The organism is Limisphaera sp. VF-2 (assembly GCF_049537125.1).
Taxonomy (GTDB): domain Bacteria; phylum Verrucomicrobiota; class Verrucomicrobiia; order Limisphaerales; family Limisphaeraceae; genus Limisphaera.
In genome coordinates, this window is the sequence record NZ_JBMVQY010000002.1 from 644,268 (window position 1) to 669,324 (window position 25,057).

A 25,057-nucleotide genomic window follows, 5' to 3' on the forward strand; every position below is an offset into this window, starting at 1 on the left:
CCCGGTAATTTCGGATTGACCGGGAAAAGCCGAACCGGTCCGTGCAGCGGGCCTCGGCTCCGCCACCGCGGGCGGGTTCTTCTGGCCGGGGCCATGGGGAAGAGGGTGTGGGACGCTCGGACACTCCGGGAGCCGCGCGCGCCAAAAAAGAGGTCTTGCGTTTGAGCGGCCTTTGGTTAAAGTACAGCTCGGTTGGACGTAAGGAAGCGAGCGTAGCTCAGCCTGGTAGAGCGTCACCTTGCCAAGGTGAATGTCGAGGGTTCGAATCCCTTCGCTCGCTCCAATTTTTTTGTGGCAACGTCGCTCCATGGTTTCCCTCCGACCCAGCGGTTGGCACGGCCTGCGCCGGATCCTTGTCGCACGTTTGGCTCCGCCCCTCGTCTTGCTCCGCCTGGCGCTTGGAGCAACTGACGTGGCCAGGAGCGCGGAGGGGCAAGCATCGACTCCGGGCCGGCATCCGGCCGATCACCTGCCGCCGTACATCCGGCAACTTACCTGGTTTGGCGAACGTGCGGACTGGTCTCCGGACGGGAAGCGGATTTTGTTTTTGTCCAAGACCTTTGGAGACGCCATGGAGCTCGAGCTGGAGACCGGTCGCATTCGGAACCTCACGGCCCACTACGCGCACCACGGTTACACGCGGGCATTGTATCTTCCCAACGGGGACATTCTGCTCTCGGGCCCCCAGTCGTTCGATCCGCGTCGCCCGGGGGAGGCCAGGGTGCAATGCTGGTTGTTTGTGCTGGACCCGCGTCGGGAACGGCCGCCGACGCCGCTCGGTACCAAGTGCAGTGAAGGCCCGGCCGTGTCCCGACGCCGCCTGCACCTGGCGTGGACGCATGTGGCTGCCCAGTACCCCGACGAGATGCCCCCGGGGACTTCCCGGATCTGGGAGGCCGACCTCGTGTACGAGGACGGGCGGCCGCGTCTGGCAAATCAGCGACTGGTCCTGGACAGCCGCAAGCTTCCCTTTTCCTGCACCTTGGAGACCCAAAACTTCCGGCCTCCGGACGAGAAGGAGTTGATCTTCAGTGCCTACGGCTACCAGGGCACGGAGGTCTGCGGGGTCAACCTGGAGACCGGCGCCGTGACGAATTACTCCAACGCGCCCGACCAGTACGATGAACCAGAGGGCATTTTTCCGGATGGCTCGGCCACGTTGGTGGAGTGCGACCGCCAGAACCGGCTCGGTCCGGGTCACGTCGATCTCTGGCGCCTGGAACTGGACGGGACCGGCCGTTACCAACGACTGACCCATTTCAGTGACTTTCCGGGATTCAAGGCTTCCAATCCGGTGGTGCGGGACGACGGCCGGTACATCGCCTTTCAACTGGCGCGCTCGCGAGATGCGGCCGGGGTGGGCCACGGGATTTTTCTGTTCGATTTGCAGGCGTGGAAGCCGCAGTAGCCCCGCCAGGCCGGTTGCGGGGATGCGACAGCCGCGCCGTCCTGCGGGACAAGTGTGCGAGGCGGCACCCGAAGCCAGGGCAGGCATTTCGTCCGGCTCCGAAGGTTTGCCGCCCGGACCACCGGGGCACTCGCGACCACACGGTTGACGAGTGCGCTTGGGATGCAAGGGTGCATCGGATTCGCATGGCGACGCCGGTCTCCCGCTTCTGCGCCTTGGAACGCCGGAGGGCTGCGGTGCGGAGGCCGAATGGGGATGCGGTGGGTCGCCTGTTCGGGGTGGCCGGTGGGACGCTTTTCGGCGGGGCAGGATGGGCCGACCGGCTTGCCTCATCTTGCGCGCGTTGTGGGCTTCGATGACTCCAGCAGTTTGGGCGCGATCGCAGTTCGAAAACGCCGGTTCCCGGCAAGCCGAGGGCGTTGGAGGCGCACATGTCTCCGGCCATGCGATCCCCGACCTTGCAGAGGTGCGAGCCCTGCTGACGATGACAGGCATCGTCGAAGTCATCGGCTTTCATCCGCTCAACCGGGGATTTCGGAGTCGGGCTCAGACGGAACTGCCACGGGGTGCTGCCGCAGCTCATGAACGTTCCGCCGGTTCCGAGCGTCCCCCGGGCGGGGACTCCGCGAGGTGGCCGGGGCGCCCGGCACGAGGGAGGATCGCGGCGAGCGGCGGAACGAGGGCCCCGGAGCCGGAGAATCGGGGGCTTGAAATTCGGCCGTCGCTCTGGAGCACCGAGCGCAGACAAGTCCGCGCCGACAGTCCAGTACGGCACTTTCCTCGAGCGCCCCGCGGGGCTAGAGTCCCGGGAGCAAAGCATGCCGCACCAGTTCGGCATGCGGCGGGCAAAGCTCGAAAGCCGAGCCGGGCACGTAACGGTGCATGAGTCGTCCGGGCCCAGCACCGACAGCGGTTTCGGCCCCGACCGGGTCGGCCCTCAAGGTGGGCTGTTGCGGGTTTGCGGGCCGCATGGATGAGTATTTTCGGACATTTCGCCTGGTGGAGGTGCAACAGACGTTTTACGAGCCGCCGCAGATCCAAACGGTCCGACGCTGGCGGGCGGCGGCCCCGGCGGATTTCGAGTTCACACTGAAGGCCTGGCAGCTGATCACGCATCCGCCACAAAGCCCCACCTACCGGCGGCTCCGGACGCCGCTGTCCACGGAACAGCTGCGCGGCTGTGGGGGATTCCAATCCAGCGAGATCGTGCAGACGGCCTGGGCGCGCACGCGAGCCGTGGCCGAGGCGCTGGGGGCGCGCCGGGTGCTCTTTCAATGTCCCGCGCGGTTCACACCGGCGCCGGATCATGTGCGGTCGCTGCGGGAGTTCTTCCGAACGATCGACCGGGGCGGGCTGGATTTGGTTTGGGAACCCCGGGGGGATTGGCCCGCGTCCCTAGTGCGGGAGCTGTGCGAGGAACTCGGGCTGACGCACGCCGTGGATCCTTTTCGGCAGGCGCCGGTCTGGGGAGAAATTCCGTACTACCGGCTCCACGGCCTGACCGGATATCGCCACCGGTTTACGGACGAGGAGCTCGAGGAGCTTCGGGCGCGGGTGGGTCGGGGACCGGCCTACGTGCTGTTCAACAACGTCAGCATGCGCGAGGACGCGCTCCGGTTCCTGGCCCGGGTGCCGGGGGATGCCACCGGGGAACGATCGTGATCTCTGCGCTCCCTCGCTCCGGGAGGGTTGGTCACGGTCCATTCGCGCCGACGGGAGACCGGCGCAGCAGGTAAATGACCGCACCCAGGACGAGCACCGCCAGGATCAGAGCCACCACGGTGGCGATCTGTTTGAAGAGCCGGGCGCGCTCGAGCCAGGCCAGGGTTCGCTCCCGTTCGGCTTGCATGAACAGCTCGAACTCCTTTTCGATGGAAAGGCCTTCGGGCGGGGGCTCGCGCAGTTGCAGCGTCAACCAGCGTCCCTTGAGTGCACGCCACTCGGCGGGCAGTTGTTCCAGGAGGGATTCGGGGGCCGGGAGCAGGCCGCAACGGCTCCAAAACGGCGCTTCTTCGCAGGTCCAAAGTCGGTACAAACCGTGATTCCGTGCCACCTGTTCGAGTCGTTCCCAGAGCACGGCGCGGCAGCGATCCGCCTCGGCAAAGTCGGCAAAGACTTCGCTGTGAATTCGGCCGTGGCCCTGTCGCATTTCCAGGGCCACGGCGCCGAGGATGCGGCCCTCGGGCGTTTCGACGACCTGGAACTCCGTGATCCGCCGTTCCAGACCGGCCGAATCGACCAGCTGTGCCGACCACAGCGGTCGAAGCTGGCCCAAATCATCGACGGTGGCACGCCGCACTCGTGGTGCTGTGCCGTTCATGCAGCTCAGGTGCCTGGTTGGGACGCACGGGCCGCTCGGGCGGCCTGGGCATAGGCCGCAGCGCGCCGCTGCAACTCCGCCCAGTCGTTGGCAGCCAGGATTTCCCTGGACACCAGAGCGGAGCCCACACCCACGGCGGGGCAGCCTGCCCGGAACCATTCCGCCAGATTGTCCACGGTCACCCCGCCGGTCGGAATGAACCGCAGATGGGGCAGGGGCGCACGCACCGAACGGACATAGCCCGGTCCCAGGATCTCGGCGGGGAACAGCTTGATAAAATCCGCCCCGGCCTCGTGCGCCCATTGCGCTTCCGTGGGCGTGAACGCGCCGATGACACTGACGGCGCCGGCCGTGAAGATGATGGGGACGAAGTCCGGTCGGGCCAGCGGGGTCACGACGAACTCCGCGCCACTGGCCAACACGGCCCGACACTGGTCCGCGCTCAGCACGGTTCCGGCACCGATGAGGGCATCGCGCCCGAAGCGCTTCCGCGCCTCCTCGATGGCACTGTACGCGTCCGGCGTGGTCAACGTGACCTCCACGGCACGGACGCCTCCCGCCAGCAGGGCCTCGGTCAAAGGCACCACCTGTTCCCGCGACTGCGCCCTGACCACGGCAATAATGCCCGGGTCTGTCAACGCCTGTAGGATCTCATCCCGCGTACGCATAATCAGGGATTGAATCTGGCAAAAAGCGCGGTGGCTGTCGCGGAAAAAGTCGGCCGCGAAGACAGACGCGCCGCATTTCCGCTTTTGAGCTGCGGCTTGAAAGGTGCCCAAGAAATGCCTTCTTCCCTCGGGGCGCCCAGGATGTCTGGGATTCCGCCGGGCTCACGGACAAGTCATCGACCTGAAAAGCGCCGAACCTCGGGTCTGCGGCGATGGTGGGCTCCGCCTGAGCCGATGTTGCAAGCGTACCTGCCTCCGGTGCAGCGCCTGCTCTTTCCGTGCGAACGAGCCCCTCAAGAGCCGTAAACGTTTGGTGCCTTCTACGCACGCCGGAATGACTCCCACCGGGCGGTGAATGTGGCGGCCCAAGAAGGCGCCCTGGGCTGGCGGAGGACCTCGATCCCGGGTCCAAGGTTGCGCCTCCGACACGTTAAATCCCCCATGCGACCCATGGGCGGCGCATCACGACGTGGGCCACGATCCAAAGGCGCCGGACGGCGGGGCCTCGCCGGTTCCCACCCCGGGGAGTGGCAATCCTCGAACCCGACGCCATTCAATCGGATCCCTGCTGAACCTACGAGGACCCGGGAATGTTTCGCTCCTTTCGCATGTCATGGGTCCGCCCCAACGGGGCGGCGATTCACCAGCCCAGGGCAACGCCCTGGGCAGGCAGGCCAAACGGATTCGTCCCGCCCTGAAGGGGCGGAACTTGTTGTGGAGATGGCCGCTCCTCGCGAGGGGCCCACGGAGTTACGCCCTTTCAGGGCGTGATCGGGTTTTCCGGGCCGACCCCCCCGGGGCGCTGCCCCGGGCTGACGAACGGTCGCGCCTTCGGCGCGTGGAGTGTTCCGCGCGACCTGTGGGCAGCGGCGGGCGCGATTCGTGTTTGCGCCCGAACTCAGAGGTCCCCACGGAATGTCACGGTCCCTCGGCTTTTCCCATGCCCGGGAGGTCCCCATGTCCTCGCTCTCGGGGTGTCCAAAAGCGGAAATGCGCCCGGCGAGACCCGCGGGCCCGTGAACACCGGTGCCTCCAAGGCACAGGTACCGTCCAACCGAACCGCCCCGGTTCCAAGGACGTTGGGAAACTCGGGGCCCGTACCCGGCATCGTGGCGGGGGCGGGGAGGTAAGGCGACGTTGGGGCTGCAGCGTCGGTTTGGATCCCATCAACGGCCCCGCGTTTATGCGCTGGCGCGGACTTGTGCGACCCGATTCCCGGCCCTTGCGTACTGGGCAAAACCACTGGACTTGGAAAGGGCTTCGTGCCGGAGATCTCCGACTTCCGAAGGCCGGATTGTTCGGCCGGTTCCTTGTAATCCCGGGGCGATGGAAACGAACGGAGCAGTGCAACAACGCGCGGCGCTGGATGCGAGGGCTTTCCTCTTTCGGGGGCCGACCCGCAATGCGTCAGCGTCGCCGGTGCACGGCGATTCCTCGAGAAGAACGACAGCCCGGCTGGCGGGACCTTTGCCCGCGGTCGGGAGATCAGGGGCGCGCGGTGGCCAGCCCGATGGGCATCTGATCGGGCGGCACCTCCTCGATCCGCGCATGCTGTTGGAGGAAATCCAGGACTTTTTCGCGGGCGATCTCGTCGTACACTTGAATGAGCGCGTTTCGTTCCTGGAGGTCTTTCAAGAGCTTGTCGGGAGGAATCTGATGCATGGCCGCCAGCACGGTGATGCGGCGCTGGATTTCCTCGTTGGATACCGTGATGCCTTCCTTCTCGGCGATGCGCTGGATGATGAAGTTGAGTTTGACCCGCTCGCGTGCGCTGCGGGAAGCCGCCTCGTAAATCGACTCCTTTTGCTGCTCGATCATCTCCCGGCTGACGCCGCGCCGCGTGTTCTCGAGCACGATGTCGTACACGGCGTTGCGGGTTTCCGTTTCCACGGCGGACTCCGGGAGATCGAAATGCACCCGCTCCAGCAGGGCACGGAGCAACTGTACGCGCACCTGACGGTCCAGCTTGTGCTTCAGCTCGTTTTCCAGGTCGCGGCGCACGCCGGCGCGCAGGGCTTCCAGGTTTTCGGCTCCGTAACTGCGGGCGAACTCCTCGTTCAGCGCCGGCAGCACCGGTTCCTTCACCTCGAGGACCTCCACATCGAACGAGGCGGGGCGGCCGGCCAGCTTGGGGTCGGGATAATCCGGCGGGATGAGCAGGTTCACCGTGCGACGCTCGCCGGCCTTCGCCCCGGCCAACTGTTCGCCGAAGCCGGGCAGGAAGGAACGGCCGTCCACCCGCACCCAAAAGCCCTTGCTTTCGGCAAGGCTTTTGGCTTCGGGCGCCACCTCCAACACCGGACGGCCCTCGATGGTGGCCGTGTAGTTGACCACCACCACGTCCCCGGCCGCGGCGGGCCGGTCCACGGTGACGTAATTCACCCGGTGCTGTCGGAGCATCTCCAGCGCCCGCTCCACGTCCTCGTCGGTCACCGTGCGGATTTCCCGTTTGACGGGCAGGCCCTTGTACTCGGGAAGCTCGAATTCCGGTTCCGTTTCCAACGTGAACAACGCCTGCAGGGCCTGGCCGCGGTCGAACTGCAGCACCTCCACATTCTCCGTGCGCAGCACCCGCAGGTCGCTTTCCTTCAGGAGGTGATGAAGACAGTCGCGAAGCAGCCTCTCGCGGACATCCTCCCGAATGTCCTGCTGGAACCGTCGCTCCACAATGTCCCGGGGGGCCTTGCCGGGGCGGAACCCGGGCAACACCGCCCGCTTGCGGTACTCGTGAATCACCTCTTCGAAGGTTTGTTCAACCTTCTCGGTTTCCACCTCCACGCGCACCAACTTGCGGCAGGGCGCGATGCTCTCGACCGAAACGTTCACGGTAAATCCTTTCTGCTGGCTGCCGGCCCGGGTTGACGCTTCCGCGCGGGGAAATCGGCCCAACCGGCAGAGCTTCGCAGTCTAGCCAACGAAGCCCGACCGTCAAGCTTCCCGGCCCGCCGATGCGCGACACGCTGCATTTCGGACCTGGATGCCGCCAAAGCCCGGCGGAATTCCGGGGTCCTCGGCACGGGAAGGGCGGGGGAAACGGCATTTCCCCGGGAGTCTTGAATCCGGGACTTGAACAGGCGCCCGGTCGAACCGCGGGTCGGACCCGGGCGAGGTGGGGCCAGGTTGCAGCGAAGTTCGGGAAGGATCGCAGCCGGGCCCAGACGTTGCGAGAAGCGCGGAGCTCCCGGGGCGGGCGGCTTCGAAGTCGGCCAGCAACGCTGGACTCTGCCCGGGCAGCCCGCAGTCGTGTCGGGCCGGCCAGCCGATGGGCGACAACAGCGCCCCGCCGCGCCGGTTTTTTCGGGGAAATTCGCCCGGCCCTTGCGGATCTCCAGCTGCCTGGAATCTTCACCGGAAATTGGCGTTGCAGGTCGAAGTTTCATCGCGCACCTGGAGGCGCCGCCTTTGTGTGATTCCGTCGGCGCGACGGCTCTGCTCGTCAAAAGGGTGCATGGCCGGTGCGGAGCCCTGCTTGCCGCCGGGGCGGTCCCGTGCAGGCGCGCGGACCTGTCGCAAACTGAACCCGCGGCAGCGTACCCGGCCCGGAGCCGGAGGGGCGTCCGGGTGCAACCCGCCACGGACTCAGGGATGGTTGCCGGTCCGCCTTCCAGGATGGGCTGTCCGATCGCCGTCTGTGCTCGCGTGGAAAGCCCTCGCCGGTGTGCCAGGTTGCGCTCACGAGGGCGAATTGGCCGCAAAATCGAAGTTGTCGAGGCGCTGAAACGCCGTATGCTCCGGGGGCGTGAACGACCAACTCCGCGACCCTTCTGAAACTGCCTCCTTGGATCCCGGTCCCCAATCACCCTTGTGGAGAAACAGCGCTCGTTCCCACGATGCCCCTTTTGTGGCCGGGCAGGCAGTTGGAGACCGTGGGCCGACCCGGTTGCCCGCCCGAGCTGTTGGGAGGGTCCGGTGGCCCCGGCTGATGCCGGGCCTGCTGCTGGCCACATGGTGCATCGCCGCGCCGCGGGTGACGGACCCGGCCCGGCAGACGGCGCTGGACCGTTACGTGGCCGGGCCGGATCCGGCCTACGGATTTGAACGGGTGGGCACTCTGACGGCACCGGCGGGTCAGGTGCACGTGTTGCGCATGCGATCGCAGACATGGCGCAACACAAACGAAGTAAACCGGACCGTGTGGGAGCACTGGCTACTGGTGGCGGTTCCCGCAGAGGTCCGGCATCGCACCGCCCTGCTTTTCATCGGCGGGGGCAACAACCGCGCCGAGCCGCCCTCGAGCATGGACGCGAACCTGATCCGGCTGGCGGTCGAAACCCACTCCGTCGTGGCCGAACTGCGCAACGTGCCCAACCAGCCCTTGATGTTTCACGGAGATGGGCAGGAGCGGGTCGAGGACGATCTGATCGCTTACACGTGGGACCGGTTTTTGCGCACCGGGGATGAACAGTGGCCGGCTCGCCTGCCCATGACCAAGGCGGCCGTTCGAGCGATGGATACGGTGACGGCTTTCTGTGGCTCGGCGGAGGGAGGCGGACACAGCGTCCAACGCTTTGTGGTGGCGGGCGGGTCCAAACGCGGTTGGACCACGTGGACCACGGCGGCCGTGGATGACCGGGTGGTGGCGATCGTGCCCATCGTCATCGACGTGCTGAATCTGGAAGCCTCGATGCGTCACCACTACGCGGCCTATGGATTTTGGGCCCCCGCCGTCGGCGATTACGTCGCCCACGGCATCATGAACTGGATGGGTTCGGCGGAACTGACGGCGCTCGCCCGCATCGAGGACCCGTTCCACTATCGGGACCGCCTCACCATGCCCAAGTTGCTCATTCACGCCACGGGCGATCAGTTTTTTCTGCCCGATTCCTGGCAGTTTTATTTCGACGAGTTGCCCGGGGAGAAACATCTGCGCTATGTGCCCAATGCCGATCATTCGCTCCGTGGTACGGACGCGTTCGACACGCTCAAAGCGTTTTATGCCTCGATTCTGGAAAACCGGCCGCGGCCGCGCTTCCAGTGGCAGTATGACCCGGACGGCACTTTGCGGGTTGAGGTCGCCGACCGCCCCCGTGGCGTTACGCTCTGGCAGGCCACCAACCCGAAGGCGCGCGACTTCCGCGTGGAAACGTTCGGGACCAACTGGGTGGCCAGGCCGCTGCCGATCGAACAGGGGCAGTGCGTGGTCAGACTCTCCGATCCTCCCGCGGGTTGGACGGCTTCGCTGGTGGAACTGACCTATGACGGTCCGCTGAATGTCCCGCTGAAGCTCACCACGCCCGTATGGGTGCGCCCGGACCGCACGGAGCACGAGTTCGTGCCCTTGAAACCGCAGGGAACCCGCTCGGCCCGATAGCCGGTGCGCCCGCGCAGCACCGGACTGTGCCGACACTGAGCCGGACCGGCGCGCAGGCGATTCACGCCTCTGCGGCCGACACAAGCGGGCGGGGCAGCGCCGGCGCGGTCCGGCGTTTCCCAGATCGCGCCAGCACTTCCATCGGCGGGTCCGCGGCACCGGACGGAGAAGGCACCGCCCGCCCGACCCCGGCACCGCGCCGGTCAATCCCGGCTCTCCACGGGCGATTCATGGTTTGTGTGGCATGCCTCCGGACCAAACAGACGCTGGCGCCAACGGATCTGCGGGGTCCACCGGTGAACCGGGCGATCGGGCCGCTGGACGATCGATTTCGGGCGGACACCGGCATGAACGGCTCCGGAGTGGTTGGCGCGCAACGGCCGCACGTGCCGCTGAGGCTTCCGTCTTCGGGGATTGGGCATGGCCGGCTGGTCGCTTGAAGACGGGCCGGCCGGATTCGAGTTTCCTGCCCGGCATCTGGTGGGGTCGGGTGCCGGGGCGGGGAACCCTGGTCCTGGTCGCAGGCTGTGTCCTGCGGTGTGAACGGCCAGGGCTTCTGCCCACAAGAGGTGTAAAGGAAGGCCGGGGCGATCGGCGGCCCCCAGGTTTCGGCCCAACCCGGCAATTGGCAGAGTGACCAGGATCGGGCTAAGGTGGGCTTCAACGAACGCTTGTGGTGGGTATGAGCGCTTACGATTTACTGCGGCACCCCCTGTGGGAGCCGGAATGCCTGGGGCGTCCGCTTCCGCCTCTGCCCCACGCCGTTTCCGTGGCGTTGCCGCGGTGGGAGGACGTGGTGGGTTACGAGGAGAAGCGACCCGAGGTGATGGAACGGCTGCAAGCCGGTTATCCGCGCTTTGTGTTTCAGCGGCCGATCCTGGCCCTGGCGGAACGGTTGGCCGGAGACGGGGGAGTTGGTTTGCCGTTTCCCTCCCGTGCCGCGGCGGAGGCGGCTGCGGCTTTTGTGCGGCGGCAAACGGGCGCACCCACGGAGCTTCGGGCGTGGGGGTCGGTGACGGGCGTGGTGACCCATGAGGAGGGATTTCCGGCGCTAAAGGCGTTTTGGCAGCACACCGGACGCATTGTTTCGACCCGGCAGGCGGAAGCGGTGTTGGCCGAACGTGGCGAGCCTCCGGAGTCCGGGGAGATTCGCCAAAGTCTGCGCTGCATGCTGGCCACGTGGTACGGGTGCGAGGTGGACGATGTGTTTCTGACGCCCACGGGGATGGCGGCTCAATGGGCTGCCTTGCAGGTGGTGCAACTTCTGCACCCGGGCCTGCCCACGGTCCAGATCGGCTTTCCGTACGTGGACACGCTGAAGCTGCAGGAAAAGTTCGGGGCCGGGGCGGTGCTCCTGCATGACCTGCGTACTGCGTCCGAACAGCTGGAAACGTTGTTGGCCCGGCAGCGAATCGCTGGCTGTTTTTGTGAACTGCCGGGTAACCCGCTGCTGGGCTCCGCGGATGTTCGCCGGATCGTCCCCTTGCTTCGGGAACATGGAGTGCCGTTGGTCGCCGATGATGTCGTGGCCACGCCCTTCAATGTCGATTTGCTCCCGCATGCGGATCTGATTGCCACGAGCCTGACCAAATTCATCGCCGGCACCTGCGATGTCATGGGCGGGGCCGTGATCGTGTCGCCGCATTCGCCCTGGCACCACCGGCTTCGAGAAGCCCTGCGGGCCCAAAACCCGGAGACGGTCTGGGGCGAAGACGCGGCCGTGTTGGTGGCCTCGGGTCGGGATTTTCCCCGGCGCATGGCCCGGCACAACGCGCACGGGTTGTGGATCGCGGAACGGTTGCGGCAGCACCCCGCGGTGGAGCGGGTTTGGTATCCGAAATGGGAATGCGCAGAGGCGTATGAGGCCGTGCGGCGGCCGGGAGGCGGATGGGGCGCGTTGGTCACGTTCCTGCCGCGGCGCGCGGCGGAGACGGCGCCGCTAATCTACGACCGGCTGGAGGTCTGCAAAGGGCCGAGCCTGGGCACCGTGTTCACGTTGGCTTGTCCGTTTACCTTGTTGGCCCATTACTTGGAACTCGACTGGGCGGAGGCCTGCGGGGTGTCCCGGTATCTCATTCGCCTCTCGGTCGGATTGGAGGATCCGCAAGAGTTGTGGTCGCGCCTGGAGCGTGCGCTGGACGCAGCTACGGGGCCGGGGGAACCCCGGGGCGCGCCGCAGGCGAGCACACCGACCGTCGTGGGTTGAAGGGACCGGGCTCTGCCCAGCGGCTGCCCGAGCGGAGCCGACCGAATCAGATGCTCTCGAAGGTCAGCACCTGTACGCCCCAGGCGGGCAGGTCCAGATAAATCCCGCGTTGGGCAAGTTCGGATCCCTGGCGGCGGTCGGTCCAACCGGCGCAGTGTTCCCGCACCTGCCACTCCGTGGCATGGCCGGCCTGAGGCGGCCAGGGAGCATAGCACTGGCCCGGATGCGGCGCGTAGTTGACCGCCACGAGAGTGAAGCGATCGGGGGCCTGCACCCAGGTGATCAGGACGAAGTTCAAACCACTGGGGTTGTCGGGCCAGGCAGCGCGGGGGGTGAGGACGGATGGGTGTCCATGGCCAACTCGAGCTTCCTGGATGATCTGCAGGGCCTCCGCGTAGATGCGCTGCACGGTGGGATCGGGAGGCTCCGGCGGGCGGCGTTGCAGCTGGACCGGAAGACGGACACGAGCACCGGTCTCCTGCCCCTGGTACAGGAACCGCAGACCGGGAAGGGACCAGGCAATCCAGAGCGCTGCGCGGTGGCGGTCCGGGGGAAACACCGCGGCCGCACGGGGCTCGTCGTGGTTCTCCAGGAAATGAATGCCGCCGGCCAGCAGGTTGGGCGGCAACGTGAGCAGGTGTTGTTGCACGCGCGGGCCGGGCCCGTGCACCAAAAGGTCATACAGCACCTTGTCGTAGGTGTAGTCGAAGCCCAACGATTGGAGCCGGGCTTCCAACCCCCAGTACACTTCGGCCAGAAACTGAAAATCCGGATGCTTGCGGCGGACGGTTTCGATGGCCTCCGGCCAGAATTCTCCAGGGGCGGCCGGTTCGGGGTACGGCCAATCGGCCCACGTCCGCGCGAAAACATCGGACAGCACCAGCATCGCCATGTCGCATCGGACCCCGTCACAACGTTCGGCCACGTGCAACAGGGCCTCGATCAGGGCCCGCCGGGTCGCCGGGTTGCGCAAATCGAGTTGGGCGGTGTCCGTCCATGGCGGAAAGTAGGGATCGCGGCCGTGAGCCAACCAGACGCGCGGGGCGGGGGGCGCTGCCGCGCCCGGGGGAGCCATCGGCCATGGGAAAGAGCCGGGGCGTTCGAGGGAGCTGCGGACAAAGTATTCCGGGTGCTCCTGTACCCACGGATGGTCCACGCCCACGTGGTTGGGGATGAAATCCAGGATGAGCCGGATGCCCAGCGAGTTCAGACGCTTCCGAAATGCGAGGAGAGCGGCATCCCCGCCGAATGCTTCGGGCACTTGATAGCCCGCAGGGGCGTAGGGCGAACCGCCCACGTCCTCCGGCCGCCAGCCGGGCAGGACATTGTCGTAAACCAACCGCAGGTCGGGATGCTCCAGCGCAATCTGACGTGCCCGGGGTCCGGTGGGCCAGAGCCCCATCAGCCACACGTGTGTCACGCCACGTTCGCGCCATTGACGCAGATGGGCCTCGGGTACGTCGGCCAGCGTGGCAGGGCGCTGCGGCACGGTCTGCATCTCCCGCAGCCAGCAGCGGGTGGGAATCTCGTAGAGGAACGGCATGCCGTGGGCAGGGCGTTGTTCCTCAGGCCGCGGCGGTTCCCTTGCGGCGGGGGCGAGAGGCGGACAGGAGATTGAGCGCTTTCAGCGCCTTTTGGGCATCGTTGACGCGCAGAACCAGAAGTCCTTTTTTCTGGTTGGGGGCAGTGGCGCAATACGCATACTCGATGTTCACGCCGGCATCCGCCAGAGCGTGGGCGATGCGCGCCAGGCTACCGGGTTGGTTGGGTCCTTCTACGAGCAGGACATCATCTTCCACCACCAGGGTGCCGCGTTCCTCGAACACGTGGAGGGCCTTGCGATAATCACTGACAACCATCCGAATCACGGTGTGGTCCACGGTGTCGCTGGTGGAAATGGCATAGATGTTGATGCCGGCCTCGGCCAGGGCGTCGCAGACGCGGGCCAACGTGCCGGGTCGATTCTCCAGAAAAATGGCCAGTTGCTTGGTGATGTGCATCAGACCTCCGGTGGACCTGTGGCTGGATGTGCGCGCTTTCACGCCACGCACTCTAGCACAAAGGGCAGGACCGAACCAGTTGGTCGCACGGCTCAGGGGCCGGGGCGATTTCAAGCGGGAGGCGAAGGCACGCCGATATCCGGATCGAGCGCCGTCCGAAGCCCTGCAGGGTGCCGGCTCCCGGGTCATCCACGCGAGCCGGAGGAAAGCGGGGGCGTGTTGAACGGCGGCGAGGTTCCGCAGGTCCAATTCCGCTGAGTGAACGCGCCCGTGAGAGCCTCGAGAGTCTCCCGTCTGCAAGGGCCTCGGCTGCGCGGGTTCGGCGCGGACCGAACCCTGTTCTTGTGCAGCGCGGCCTGTTGTCTGTGGGTGGGGCTGCGGATCCTTCAGACGGGCCAGACGCATTATCGGCTGCTGTGGTGGAACCTGTTCCTCGCCTGGGTGCCTTTGGGATTTGCGCGGGCGATGGAACTGGCCGGGCGAATCCGTTCCTCTGCGGTGCGCTGGGCCTGCACGGGCGCCACCGGGGTCCTGTGGCTGCTGTTTTTTCCGAATGCACCGTACCTCTTTACCGACCTCATTCACGCCCATCGGGCGCCGGCGGGGCAGTACTGGGTGGACTTTTCTTTGATTCTGGGCTGTGCAGTGGCGGGATGGATGGCGGGGCTGGCCTCGTTGCGCGTGATGCATGCTCGGGTCGCATCGTGGTGGGGGTCGGTGGCGGGCTGGGGCTTCTGCAGTTTGGCGTGGTTGGCAGCGGGTGTGGGGGTTTACCTGGGCCGGGTGTTGCGGCTGCACAGTTGGGACGTGCTGTTGCATCCGCCCGGTTTTTGGCAGGGGCTGTCCCAGTGGATCCTTCAGATGGGTCGAAACCCGGAAGCGCCGGGGTTCCCGTTGGGCTTTGCGGCGGTTGTGGGGATTTCGTACGTGCTGGTCCACAGCCTGGCGCAAGGGGTTTTTGTCGAGCGACCCACTTGCAGCGAAAACGCGCCGACGGCTGAAAAACCAACTCTCGGAGGCGGGCGGACAAGCTCCTAGATGGTTGCGGTGGTGAATCGCCTGCCTGCGGACATGCGCGGAGAGAACCCGGTTCGTGGAAGTTGAGCCGCGTCCGCCGCGGTCCGGGCCTACGGGGCGGGGCGGGCCTTGGCTGCCGCGGCAGGACCTGCCGAAGACCCGGCCCGACCCGCGGCGCTCGAGGGGGGTTGCAAGCGGGCGGCGACTTCGGCGTCCAGGGCGTCCAGTTGTTGCAAGGTGTCCCGGAGGAGTCGGATCAACGAGGGTCGAGTCAGGCCGGCCGCAGGCGTGGAGACCTCAGCCCTCGGGCGCTGCTCCAGATAGGCCCGCAAGGTTTGGACATAGGCCGCAGCCACGACTTGCGCCTCCCAGGGCACGCTGGCCCGGAGGGATTCCAGCCGGACCAGGCAAGCAGTCAGTGCTTGTCGCTGGGCGGACCAGTCCCACTCTCGAATGACCGTTTGCAACGTCAGGTTTGTGGTGAATTGAGGCAACTCGGCCGACGACGTGCGGACTTCGGCCGGGACACGCACTGTTTCCTGCAGGGCGGCCCAGGAGTTCGGGAGTGGAGCCGGGCTTTGGGGATCGCCACGTTCATAAAGGGCCAGCTGCAGGGCCCACCATTTTTCCACGTCCAGGAGCCGGGGGAAGTGGTCCTGGAAAACGTCCAAGAACGCCGCCTGCCAGTTGAGGAATCGCGCCCGATGGGTAACGAAGCCGGCCAGGTGTTGGGGGCCTTTGGGGAGTCGCAGAAGCTCGTGTAACAACAGCTCCGCACTCGCACGATAACGGTCGGTTTCAGGGCCGTCAGCCCCTTGCACTCCGGGCCAGCACAACTCCTGCCAGCTCAGGGGCCCCTGCTCTTGAAGGATTGGCCGGACGCGGACCAGCGGATCGTAGCGCTTTCGCTCGACGAGGGTGCGGCGGATGGCCACGGGTGCGCCCGGATCGGACGGCGGAGGGAACAACAGTTCTTCTTCGGCCAAGGTCTGCAATCGGCCGGCCAGGCCGGCGATCAGCCAGGCCGGAAGGTCGGTGGAGATGTCGCCGGCCGATTGGTTGGCGACCTCCAGCAGGATGACGTGCACCAAAGTTTCCAATAGCCGCCGCCGGCCCACCACTTCCGGCACGGCCAGGCGGTATTTCCAACCGCCCGGAAAGCGATCCGCCAGCAGCGTGAGGGTCTCGGCGGGGCCCCGGGCCGGGACCAGGGTCAGGTGAATGCGGTCCCGATACGGTGGCAATCCGCCCAGTTCGTGGCTCAGGCGCTGGCGGGTCCGTTCGCAGCTGACCACCAACAGCGCCGGCTCGAGGCGCAGATGCGTGGGGTTTGTCGCGAACGCCGCCAGGTCGGGCGGCAAGGGCCGGGTCCACGGGCGACTGACCACAAACTGGCCGGACTGGCTGACCAGGACGGGGTGGCCGCCGGAGCTGGAAGGGGTCTGCGGGGGGGCCGGCCATGCACTCCACAACAGCAGCAGGCCGGCGGTCCAGCAGCCCTGGAGAAGGGACCGGCAGGAACGGCGGGATCCCGCCAGGTCCCGAGCCGAACCGGGCCTAGGATTTTCCGTTGCCCGAGGAGGCGCCGGACGGCTTGCTCTCGCCGCTCTTGGCGGCGGATTTGCCGCTCTGACCATCGCCACCCGAGGCGGCGGCGGCTTCCCGCTTGGCCGCCTGTTTGTAACTTTCGCTGCGATAATCCGTGATGTAAAACCCGCTGCCCTTGAACAGCAGACCGGCACCGCCGCTGATGGCGCGTTTGACGCGGCCCTTGCCCCAACGCTTTCGACCACAAAGTTCCTTGGGACACGTGGTCAAGGGCGGTTCCGTGATCGACTGGAACGTCTCGAACCGGTGTCCGCACTTCTCGCAAATGTATTCGTAGGTCGGCATGGACAATCCTCCCTGTCGCTGGCACCGTGGGCCGGCGCGGGGATGGAGGCTCCGGGGGACAGCCCGGCTTATTGCGCCGGCGGGTTGGTGGCCGGCGCGTTGGTTGCCGGCGGGATCACCCGCACCGTGCCGTCGGCGCTCACCTCGACGTTCAAATCATACTTTTCCGTGGCCGCCGGCTTCCGCGGTGCGGGTCCCCGCATGAGCAGAGTGGCTCCGCGCACCTCGGGTCCGCCCAACAAACCGCGTCGGATCCATTCCAGCCGGCGGGCCAGGTTGAGTTCCTCTTTGAGTTTGGCGACCTGGGCGCGCAGCGTTTCCAGATCGTTGAACTGGCGCTCCAGTTCCGCCTTTTCCGCCAGCAACCGTTTGAGTTCCTGCTCCAGGAAAGCCTTGTCGCCCTCGGCGGCGGCCAGCCGGCGCCGCACCTCCTCGATCTGCTGGGTGAGATTGGTCAGCGCGAGGGTCAGTTCCTGGGCGCGCTGATCCAGCTCGTTGCGCTGCGACTCCAGCTCCGCAATGCGGGCTTCGCGCTGCGCCAGGGTCTGTCGCGTCGACTCCAGCTGGTTGCGGGTCTCGGATAACGCGCCCTCGGTTTGCTGGAGTCGTGTGGACAACAGGGTGAATTCGTTGGTCAACTGCGTCAGCGCCTGGCGCTGATCCGCCAATTGCCGTTCCAACTCCCCGCTGCGCCGACGTTCGCTCTCCAAACTGCCCTCGGCCGTTACCCAGCGGTTCGAGTGATACAAAATCGCCTCCGTGGCCTTTTGCTGCTCTTCCCGGGCCTTTTGCCGGGTGACCCACAGGCTGATCGCCAGTGCCACGGCCACCAGAGCCAGCACCACCACTACGACCTTGGTTTTCATAATTGCTCCGACAATGCCGGTCCCGGCCGGTTTTGGCAAGCCCCTCGCACACGGCTGGCAACGCAATTTCATTCTTTCCCTCTGCGGTGCGGTGGCTTATGTTCGGCGGCCGCATGATTGAGACGGACCTGGAACTGCTGAGGGGAATCGCAAATCAGTTGCGGATTCACTGCATCACCGCCACGACGGCCGCGGGCAGCGGGCACCCGACTTCCTGCCTGTCGGCAGCGGAGCTGGTGGCAGCGCTGTTCTTCGGTCACATGCGGTATGACCCGAAGAACCCGCGGCATCCCAACAACGACCGTTTCATCCTGTCCAAGGGCCACGCGGCCCCGCTGTTGTATGCCGCCTGGGCCGAGGCCGGCCTGTTCCCGGTGGAGCAGTTGGGCCAGTTGCGGCAGATCACCTCGGACCTGGAGGGGCATCCCACGCCACGGCTGCCGTTCGTGGACGTGGCCACCGGCTCGTTGGGACAGGGCCTGGGCATCGGCGTGGGCATGGCGCTGGCGGCGCGCCAGAACGGCCTGGATTACCGCACCTACGTGCTGATGGGGGACGGCGAAATCGCCGAAGGCGCGGTTTGGGAGGCGGCCTCCCTGGCCGGCATCCGCAAGCTCAACAACCTCATCGGGATCGTGGACGTGAACCGGTTGGGGCAAAGCGAAGCCACGGCCTTTGGACACGACCTGGTCACCTACCGCCGCCGCTTCGAAGCCTTTGGCTGGCGGGTGGAGGACGTCGACGGTCATGATCTGGAGGAGATCATGGAGGTCCTGGGCGGTGTGGGGCTCGGAGATCAACCGCTTTGCATCCTGGCGCGCACCTACAAGGGCGCCGGAGTGTCGTTCCTGCAGGACCGGGACGGGTGGCACGGCAAGCCGCTGAACAAGGACGAGGCCGCCCGGGCCATCGCAGAATTGGTGCCATCGGCGCGCCCGGCCGCCGGTGTTGCCATCCCGCCGCCCTCGCCCCTTTCACCGCCCGAGCGACCGGCCCCCTCCGCCTACCCGCCGGTCCAGTATGAGCGGGGACAGATGGTGGCCACCCGCGAAGCCTACGGCAACGCGCTGGCCCGAATGGGCGAGGTGGACCTGCGGATCGTGGCCATGGACGGCGACACCAAGAACTCCACGTTTGCCGAACGCTTCGCCAGGAAGTTTCCCGACCGCTATTACGAGTGCTACATCGCCGAGCAGAACCTGGTGGCGGTGGCCGTCGGATTCAGCACGCGCGGGTTTGTGCCGTTTGCCTCGACGTTCGCCTGCTTTTTCACGCGCGCTTACGACCACATCCGGGTCGCCGGCATTTCCCAGGCCAACATCAAGCTGGTCGGATCGCATGTGGGAGTCAGCATCGGCGAGGACGGACCCTCCCAGATGGGATTGGAAGACCTGGCCATGATGCGGGCGGTGGCCGGTTCGACCGTGTTGTACCCCTCCGATGCGGTCAGCGCGGAAAAACTGGTCGAGCAAATGGCCCTGCGGCGCGGACTTTGTTACCTGCGCACCTCCCGGCCCAAAACACCGGTGATTTACAACAACGAGGAGGAATTCCCCGTCGGCGGGGCGAAGGTGTTGCGCCAAAAGGACGGGGACCGGGTGACGGTGGTGGCTGCCGGCGTGACCTTGCACGAAGCCCTCAAGGCGGCCGACCTTCTGGCGGCGCAGGGCATTGGCATTACTGTCATCGACGCCTACAGCATCAAGCCCCTGGCCTCCGAGGTCATCCTGGCCGCGGCCCGCAAAACCGGAAATCGCGTGGTCACAGTGGAGGATCACTACGCAGAGGGCGGGTTGGGCGACGCCGTGGCGGGTGAACTCAGCGCGCAGGGTGTCCAGGTGCACAAACTGGCCGTCCGCGAACTGCCCCGATCCGGCAAGCCCGAGGAACTCCTGGCCCGCTACGGGATCAACGCCGAGGCGATCGCTGCCAAGGTCCGTGCCCTGGCCTGAGGGGCCCCTCTCTTACGACGCTGCCGGGGAGCCAACCGCGGCAGCGGATTTCGGCGCCGCCCCCCCCCGCGGTCGTCCGTTTTGCTCTCTCTTCCCTGAACGGGCTCCGGGGCACACGGGCCCCGCGCGCCCGTGCAGCCGGCCCGTGTTCAGTTCAGGGTGGGGTCGTCCGGAATCTGCGCCAGTAACTGGTAACGCCAGCCTTTCTGCCGCAGGATCCGGGCCCACAGCGTGCTGGTATCCTCCGCGAACACCAGGTCCAACGAAGCCGGATGAGTCAACCAGGCCTTCCGACGAAGCTCGTCCTCCAATTGCCCGGGCGCCCATCCGGAGTACCCGGCAAAGAGTTTGATCCTCTTGGTGGCAGAAAAGGATTCGCCCAGCTCCATGAGCTCATCCAGGGAATGACCCAGGCTGAGGTTGGGCATCACGTTGGCATCGGGCAAATACAGGTCGCTGTGCAGAAAACTCATGGCGGTGGGTTGCACCGGACCGCCCAGATAGAGCGGCTGCTCCTTGAGGAACTCGGGCAGGTCCGCCACCAGCGCGTCGCCCACGCGCGTTCCGGTGGGGCGATTCAAGACCAGACCGAACGCACCGTCCTCGTCGTGTTGGCAAATGAGGATCACGGTGCGGGCGAAAAACGATCCGCTCAACTGCCCGCTGTCCAGCAGCAGGTGTCCTTTCAGCGATTTCGGAGCCGCCATGGCACGTTGTGTTTCTCTGCCGAGAATGTCGCCCAATCTTGCGCCGGTGACAATCCGGTTTAGATTGGCGGCATGCGGAGCCGAATCCTGGGATGGCTGCTGCTGCTGGTTTTGTGGGGCGCGGTGACGGGCTGCCGATGTCCGCAACCGGAGGGCAGCCGTGAATACCGCCCGGGGAAGGGTTGGGTGCCGGTGCGCTGACCCGGCCGCGCGACCGTGCCGGCGGCGACAGGTGGACTCTCCGGAACGCACCGGAGAGGGTCCGTAGTTGGCCGGAATTGTCACCCGTGCGGGGCTGTGCCAACTTGCGCTCCCGTGAAGGGAACAGCCCGACGTTACATTGCCCGCTGTGCCTGGCTCCTTTTGGGGATGGCCGGTTGGATCCCGTTCGGACTGGCCGCTCCTGAGGAGTTGGCGTCCGCAGGGGCAACCCAGCGGGCCGGCCAGGTTTGGGAACTGACGCTCAGCAACTACCTGCAGCGGGTGGTGGAAGCCAACGAAACCCTGCAGGCGCGCTGGCTGGAGGCGCGCGCTGCGTGGCGCCGCGCCCGCGCCGAATACGGCGCGTTCGAACCGGAGCTGTTCGCCTCGGTGCAGCGTCAGATCAACGAACGCCAGAACACCGCCGAGCAGCAGCGCAGCACCCTCAGCGGCTTCTTCAGCGAGCGGAACAACATTTATCAGGGCGGGCTGGAGGGCCTTCTGCCCAGTGGCGCCCGGGTGCGCCTCGGCTACACCCTGCGGGATTTGAAAAACAATCTTCAAAGTCAGCCGCTGTTCCTGTCCCGGGGCCTGACCAACGGAGAGTTCCTGACCTTCGTGGGGGTCAATGTCACCCAGCCGCTCCTCAAAAACGCCGGTCCGGCCGCCACCCTGGCCGCCCTGCGGATTGCCGCGCTGGAGTCGGACATCGCCTTCCACGAATACCGTCGCCAGTTGATGGTCACGCTGGCCACCGCCGAGGCCGCGTACTGGAATCTTTACCTGGCCCAGGAACAGGTTCGGTTTTTCGAGGAATCCCTGGCCACGGCGGAGAAAATCCTCCACGACAATCGCCAGCGCTGGGAGGCCGGACGCGGTTCCCAGTTGGATGTGCTGGAAGCGGAGGCGGGCGTGGCCCTGCGCCGTGCCCGCCTGATGGAAGCCCTGCAGAAGCGCGACGAGGAAGCGGCCCGAGTGCTCTCCCTTTGCTCCCTTTCGGTGGCCGAGGCGCCCGGCCGCGTGTGTGCGGTGGATGCACCCCCCCAGCGGGTACCGGAGCCGAACCCGCTGGAGCTCTGGCAGGCGGCCTGGCAATGGAATCCGGACTACCAAATCCAGCGATTCAAGGTCCTGCAGGAGGCCAACCGCATCGGGTACAATCGCAATCAACGATTGCCGGAACTGAACCTGGTGGGCAGCTACGGTTTCAACGGCCTGGGAGAGAGCCCGGGGGATTCCTGGGCCGCCATCGAGACCGCCAACTTTCCCAGTTGGTCGGTGGGCGTGGAATTGCGGTTGCCCGTCGCCGGGGGTTGGAAGGCGCGTCACAACCTGGCCGCGGCTCGGCTCCAGTACCAGGCCGCCGAACTGGCCCTGCAGGAGATCGAGCGGCAAATCGGCAACTCCCTGCACACCGCCCTCCAAAAACTACGCACCGCCCAGAGCAGCATCGAGGGTTACGAAAAGCTGGTTCAGTTCAATCGCACCCTGCTCGATTCCGCCCTGGCACGACTGGAAGCGGGGAAACTGGACAGCCGCAAGGTGCTTGAAATCGAGGCCGACCTCTTTGATTCCCGCAATCGGTTGGTGGAGGCGCAGATCCAGTTGCAGCGCGCCTGGCTGGAAGTTCAACTGGTCAGCGGGCAACTCCTGCGCCAGCGCGAACTCGAGCGGGACCGCGAAACCCTGGCGGCGGAGGTCCGACACTGGCTCCGCGAACCCGGCCCTGCCTACGCCCCCATTCCGGACTCCGCCTCCGGCGCGCCGGCTCCTGCCGGCCGGGAAACCCCGGAACAACGCCGCGCGCGCGAAGCACTTTCTCGTGAGCTTTTCCCCGGACCCGAAGCACCATGAACCTCCGCTGCGTCTCTTGGTTACGTGGGTGGCCGTTACTGGTTGGCCTGGCGGTGACCGGCCCGGCCCATCCCCAGTCGCTGCAGCCGGCTCCCGGCATCACCGAGGCCGTTTACGATGGCACGCTGAGCCTGCCCGTCGCCGGCATCGTAAGTCGTCGTCCGTTTCGCGAGGGCGACTTCGTCGAGGCCGGGCAGGTGTTGCTCGAACTCGACAGCCGATTGGAGGCGCTGGAATGTCAACGACGCCGCTTGATCCTCGAACATCGCCAGAGCGAATATGAGGCCCTCCGTCGGCTCTTCGAACAAAACAGCATCTCGGTCAAAAAGGAAGAGCTCGACAAGGCCCGTGCCGACTACGAGGTCGCCCGCGCCGAGTTCCTGATGGCCGAGGAACAACTGAACCGGCGCCGCCTGTTGGCCCCTTGCGTCGGCACCGTCGCCGAGATCCTGCCGGAGTTGGGAGAGGCCGTGCAACCCCATCAGGCCCTGGTCCGGCTGGTGGACACACGCCAGGCCTGGTTCGTTGCGAACGTGGACCCCGCATGGTCTGCCAGGATCCAACCCGGCCAGACCGTCACGCTGAGCCTGGAGACCGTGCCGGCGCCGATTCAGGTCACCGGCACCGTGACGTTTCTCTCGCCCGTGGTGGATCCGGCCAGCGGTTTGCGCAAGGTGAAAGTGCTGTTTGACAACACGCAGGCGCGCATCGCCCCCGGCGTTGCCGGACACTTGCTCCCGGCTGCCACCGCACAACGTTGAGGCGAGGGACGGTCCCATGAGCACTGCAACCTCCAATCCCGTGGCGGCCAACCCCGCCGAGCGATTTCAAGCCGGCCTGGAACGACTGGGCCGGCTGCGCGAGTTCACCGGCCCGGCCGAAGAGTTCTGGACCCTGTTTCTCGAAACCACCACGCTCCTGGCCGGCGCACGATGCGGCATTCTCTTCCGCAAGACCGCGTCGGACCCCGTCCAGCGCGTCTGCACCTGGCCTCCAGAGCCCCTCGTGCACCCGGGACTCCCTGCGTTTCTGCGCGCCGCCCCGGAAGTGGCACGCGTGGCCTCGCAACGTGAGGCCGCCCTGGCGCCGCTGGACGGTGCCGGGCCCGGACCTCTCCCGTATGCCCTGGCGGTCCGATGGGATCTTCCCGATCAAAACGCACAACTCATCACCGTCCATCACTTGGAGGCTGCGCTCGAGACCCAGGCGGCTGCGGCGTTGCGACACTTGCGTCTGGTCTCCGACGTCCCGCGGCTCTATCAACTGCGCCGACAGGCCGCCGAAGCTCAGGTGACACTGGCGCACCTGGCTGCCGTCACGGATCTGGTGGCCCAGCTCAACGCCCACGAGCGCTTCCCGGCGCTGGCGATGACACTGGTGAACGATCTGGCCAGCCGACACCAGTGCACCCGGGTCGCCCTGGGATGGCGCCAGGGGCCCTACATCCGCTTGCAGGCCCTCAGTCACACGGACCGGTTCGAGCGAAAAATGGAAGCCGTGCGCAGGCTCGAACAGGCCATGGAAGAGGCCATGGATCAAAACGACGTGGTCCTTTGGCCCGCACCGGAAAACGACCCCCGCATCACGCGCGATCACGCCGCATACGCCGCCGAGCAAAAAACAGCCCATCTTTGTTCGGTGCCCCTTCGCCTCGATGGCCGGGTGGTGGGCGTGCTGACCCTGGAGCGGGCCTCCGGGCCGTTCAATGAGGAGGAACAACGACTCCTGCTGCTCACCAGTGAGTTGGTGGTTCGACGGCTGGCCGAACGATACGAAGCCGATCGCTGGTTCGGCGCCCGGTGGGCCACGGCGGCCCGGCGGCGCCTGCAACGCTGGCTGGGACCCGAACATACATGGGCCAAGGTTGCTGCCCTGGCCGGGACGATCGGTTTGGCTGTGCTCTGCTTTGGCGGCATGGACTATCGCGTCGAGGCGCCGTTCCAATTGCGGACCGAAGACGTGGCCGTCCTGACGGCGCCCTTCGCGGGTTACATCGCCGAGGTGCCCCGCGAAGTGGGCGACGTGGTGCAGGCGGGCGAGCCTCTCCTGCGCCTGGACACCCGCGACTTGCTGCTGGAGGAAGCCGCCGCCCTGGCGGACCTCGATCGCGCCCTGCGGGAAGCCGAAAAAGCCCGCGCCCGTGAGGCGTTGGCGGACATGCGCGTCGCGGAGGCACAAGCGCGACAGGCCCGGGCCCGACTCGACCTGGTGCGGCACCGACTCGCGTTGGCCACGCTTACCAGCCCCTTCGATGGCGTCGTCGTGGAAGGGGACCTGAAGCAACACCTGGGCGCGCCGGTCAAACCGGGCGATCCGCTCTTCAAAATCGCGCGCACCGACCGCTTTTACGTCGAGTGCCGCGTCCGCGAGACCGACATTCACGAAGTCCAATCCCAAGCCCCGGGACAAATCGCCTTCCTCAGCCGACCCAAACTCAAATTCCCCGTTCGCGTGGAACGCATCGAACCCGTGGCCCAAACCCATGACGGCCAAAACGTCTTCCTCGTCCGCTGCGTGCCGGAGGGGCCCGTGCCGGATTGGTGGCGCCCCGGCATGACCGGCGTGGCCAAGATCCACGTCGGCCGCCGGTCCTTCCTCTGGATCCTCACGCATCGCACCATGGACTTCCTGCGCATGTTCTTCTGGATCTGAAC

At 66.3% G+C, this 25,057-nt stretch carries 19 protein-coding genes and 1 tRNA gene; 11 read left to right on the forward strand and 9 right to left on the reverse strand.

The window, feature by feature from the left end:
* Nucleotides 1-206 precede the first annotated feature (206 nt).
* From ACPDIT_RS09850 to ACPDIT_RS09860, 3 genes are all read left to right on the forward strand, one after another.
* Nucleotides 207-283, forward strand: a tRNA-Gly gene (locus ACPDIT_RS09850).
* Nucleotides 284-412: 129 nt separating this feature from the next.
* Nucleotides 413-1,408 carry a hypothetical protein gene (locus tag ACPDIT_RS09855; RefSeq protein WP_423443028.1) on the forward strand — a complete coding sequence of 332 codons (996 nt, stop codon included), beginning with the start codon at nt 413-415 and terminating at the stop codon, nt 1,406-1,408.
* A 969-nt stretch (nt 1,409-2,377) separates the two neighbouring features.
* Complete coding sequence (locus ACPDIT_RS09860; RefSeq protein ID WP_423443029.1) at nt 2,378-3,070, forward strand: DUF72 domain-containing protein; 693 nt, start codon at nt 2,378-2,380, stop codon at nt 3,068-3,070.
* 31 nt (nt 3,071-3,101) lie between these two features.
* Here the strand turns inward: ACPDIT_RS09860 and ACPDIT_RS09865 are convergent, their stop codons facing one another.
* The 3 genes from ACPDIT_RS09865 to tig all read right to left on the reverse strand — a co-directional run bounded on the left by ACPDIT_RS09865 (nt 3,102) and on the right by tig (nt 7,222).
* A complete protein-coding gene (locus tag ACPDIT_RS09865) occupies nt 3,102-3,728 on the reverse strand; it encodes a hypothetical protein (RefSeq protein WP_423443030.1) in 627 nt (208 codons plus the stop codon).
* Between the two features lie 5 nt (nt 3,729-3,733).
* Nucleotides 3,734-4,396: a bifunctional 4-hydroxy-2-oxoglutarate aldolase/2-dehydro-3-deoxy-phosphogluconate aldolase gene (locus ACPDIT_RS09870; protein ID WP_423443031.1), complete on the reverse strand. Its 663-nt coding sequence runs from the start codon at nt 4,394-4,396 to the stop codon at nt 3,734-3,736.
* A gap of 1,485 nt (nt 4,397-5,881) precedes the next feature.
* Nucleotides 5,882-7,222, reverse strand: coding sequence for a trigger factor (tig, locus tag ACPDIT_RS09875; RefSeq protein ID WP_423443032.1), 1,341 nt, complete (start codon nt 7,220-7,222; stop codon nt 5,882-5,884).
* 1,096 nt (nt 7,223-8,318) lie between these two features.
* Here tig and ACPDIT_RS09880 point away from each other — a divergent pair.
* Both ACPDIT_RS09880 and ACPDIT_RS09885 read left to right on the forward strand, forming a co-directional pair.
* Nucleotides 8,319-9,707, forward strand: coding sequence for a PhoPQ-activated pathogenicity-related family protein (locus tag ACPDIT_RS09880; RefSeq protein WP_423443033.1), 1,389 nt, complete (start codon nt 8,319-8,321; stop codon nt 9,705-9,707).
* Nucleotides 9,708-10,389: 682 nt separating this feature from the next.
* Nucleotides 10,390-11,913 (forward strand): PLP-dependent transferase, encoded by a 1,524-nt coding sequence (locus ACPDIT_RS09885; RefSeq protein ID WP_423443034.1) that lies wholly within the window; start codon nt 10,390-10,392, stop codon nt 11,911-11,913.
* 46 nt (nt 11,914-11,959) lie between these two features.
* Here the strand turns inward: ACPDIT_RS09885 and ACPDIT_RS09890 are convergent, their stop codons facing one another.
* Nucleotides 11,960-13,456, reverse strand: coding sequence for an alpha-amylase family glycosyl hydrolase (locus ACPDIT_RS09890; protein WP_423443035.1), 1,497 nt, complete (start codon nt 13,454-13,456; stop codon nt 11,960-11,962).
* A gap of 22 nt (nt 13,457-13,478) precedes the next feature.
* Entirely contained in the window at nt 13,479-13,955 is a 477-nt protein-coding gene (locus tag ACPDIT_RS09895; protein ID WP_423443037.1) for an ACT domain-containing protein, read from the reverse strand.
* Nucleotides 13,956-14,183: 228 nt separating this feature from the next.
* Here ACPDIT_RS09895 and ACPDIT_RS09900 point away from each other — a divergent pair, with 228 nt between their 5' ends.
* Nucleotides 14,184-14,951 carry a DUF1361 domain-containing protein gene (locus ACPDIT_RS09900; RefSeq protein WP_423443038.1) on the forward strand — a complete coding sequence of 256 codons (768 nt, stop codon included), beginning with the start codon at nt 14,184-14,186 and terminating at the stop codon, nt 14,949-14,951.
* A gap of 89 nt (nt 14,952-15,040) precedes the next feature.
* On the opposite strand, the gene ACPDIT_RS09905 is transcribed toward ACPDIT_RS09900, so the two are convergent.
* The 3 genes from ACPDIT_RS09905 to ACPDIT_RS09915 all read right to left on the reverse strand — a co-directional run bounded on the left by ACPDIT_RS09905 (nt 15,041) and on the right by ACPDIT_RS09915 (nt 17,689).
* Nucleotides 15,041-16,402 (reverse strand): hypothetical protein, encoded by a 1,362-nt coding sequence (locus ACPDIT_RS09905; RefSeq protein WP_423443039.1) that lies wholly within the window; start codon nt 16,400-16,402, stop codon nt 15,041-15,043.
* A gap of 85 nt (nt 16,403-16,487) precedes the next feature.
* Nucleotides 16,488-16,823 (reverse strand): FmdB family zinc ribbon protein, encoded by a 336-nt coding sequence (locus tag ACPDIT_RS09910; protein WP_423443040.1) that lies wholly within the window; start codon nt 16,821-16,823, stop codon nt 16,488-16,490.
* 68 nt (nt 16,824-16,891) lie between these two features.
* Nucleotides 16,892-17,689, reverse strand: coding sequence for a hypothetical protein (locus ACPDIT_RS09915; RefSeq protein ID WP_423443041.1), 798 nt, complete (start codon nt 17,687-17,689; stop codon nt 16,892-16,894).
* A 113-nt stretch (nt 17,690-17,802) separates the two neighbouring features.
* On the opposite strand from ACPDIT_RS09915, the gene ACPDIT_RS09920 reads away from it, so the two are divergent.
* Nucleotides 17,803-19,641, forward strand: coding sequence for a transketolase (locus tag ACPDIT_RS09920; protein WP_423443042.1), 1,839 nt, complete (start codon nt 17,803-17,805; stop codon nt 19,639-19,641).
* Nucleotides 19,642-19,790: 149 nt separating this feature from the next.
* Here ACPDIT_RS09920 and ACPDIT_RS09925 read toward each other — a convergent pair whose 3' ends face one another.
* Nucleotides 19,791-20,348, reverse strand: a complete 558-nt coding sequence (locus ACPDIT_RS09925) for a YqgE/AlgH family protein (RefSeq protein ID WP_423443043.1) — start codon at nt 20,346-20,348, stop codon at nt 19,791-19,793.
* Between the two features lie 72 nt (nt 20,349-20,420).
* Between ACPDIT_RS09925 and ACPDIT_RS09930 the strand changes: the two genes are divergently transcribed.
* The 4 genes from ACPDIT_RS09930 (at nt 20,421) to ACPDIT_RS09945 (ending at nt 25,055) form a co-directional block, all read left to right on the forward strand.
* On the forward strand, nt 20,421-20,549 hold the full coding sequence (locus tag ACPDIT_RS09930; protein ID WP_423443044.1) for a hypothetical protein: 129 nt from the start codon (nt 20,421-20,423) through the stop codon (nt 20,547-20,549).
* Nucleotides 20,550-20,663: 114 nt separating this feature from the next.
* Complete coding sequence (locus tag ACPDIT_RS09935) at nt 20,664-22,403, forward strand: TolC family protein (RefSeq protein WP_423443045.1); 1,740 nt, start codon at nt 20,664-20,666, stop codon at nt 22,401-22,403.
* The gene (locus ACPDIT_RS09940) at nt 22,400-23,164 is read left to right on the forward strand and encodes an efflux RND transporter periplasmic adaptor subunit (protein ID WP_423443047.1); all 765 of its coding nucleotides are present in this window, start codon (nt 22,400-22,402) and stop codon (nt 23,162-23,164) included. Before ACPDIT_RS09935 ends, ACPDIT_RS09940 begins: the two co-directional genes overlap by 4 nt.
* Nucleotides 23,165-23,180: 16 nt before the next feature.
* Nucleotides 23,181-25,055, forward strand: a complete 1,875-nt coding sequence (locus ACPDIT_RS09945; RefSeq protein WP_423443049.1) for an HlyD family efflux transporter periplasmic adaptor subunit — start codon at nt 23,181-23,183, stop codon at nt 25,053-25,055.
* Nucleotides 25,056-25,057: the final 2 nt, after the last annotated feature.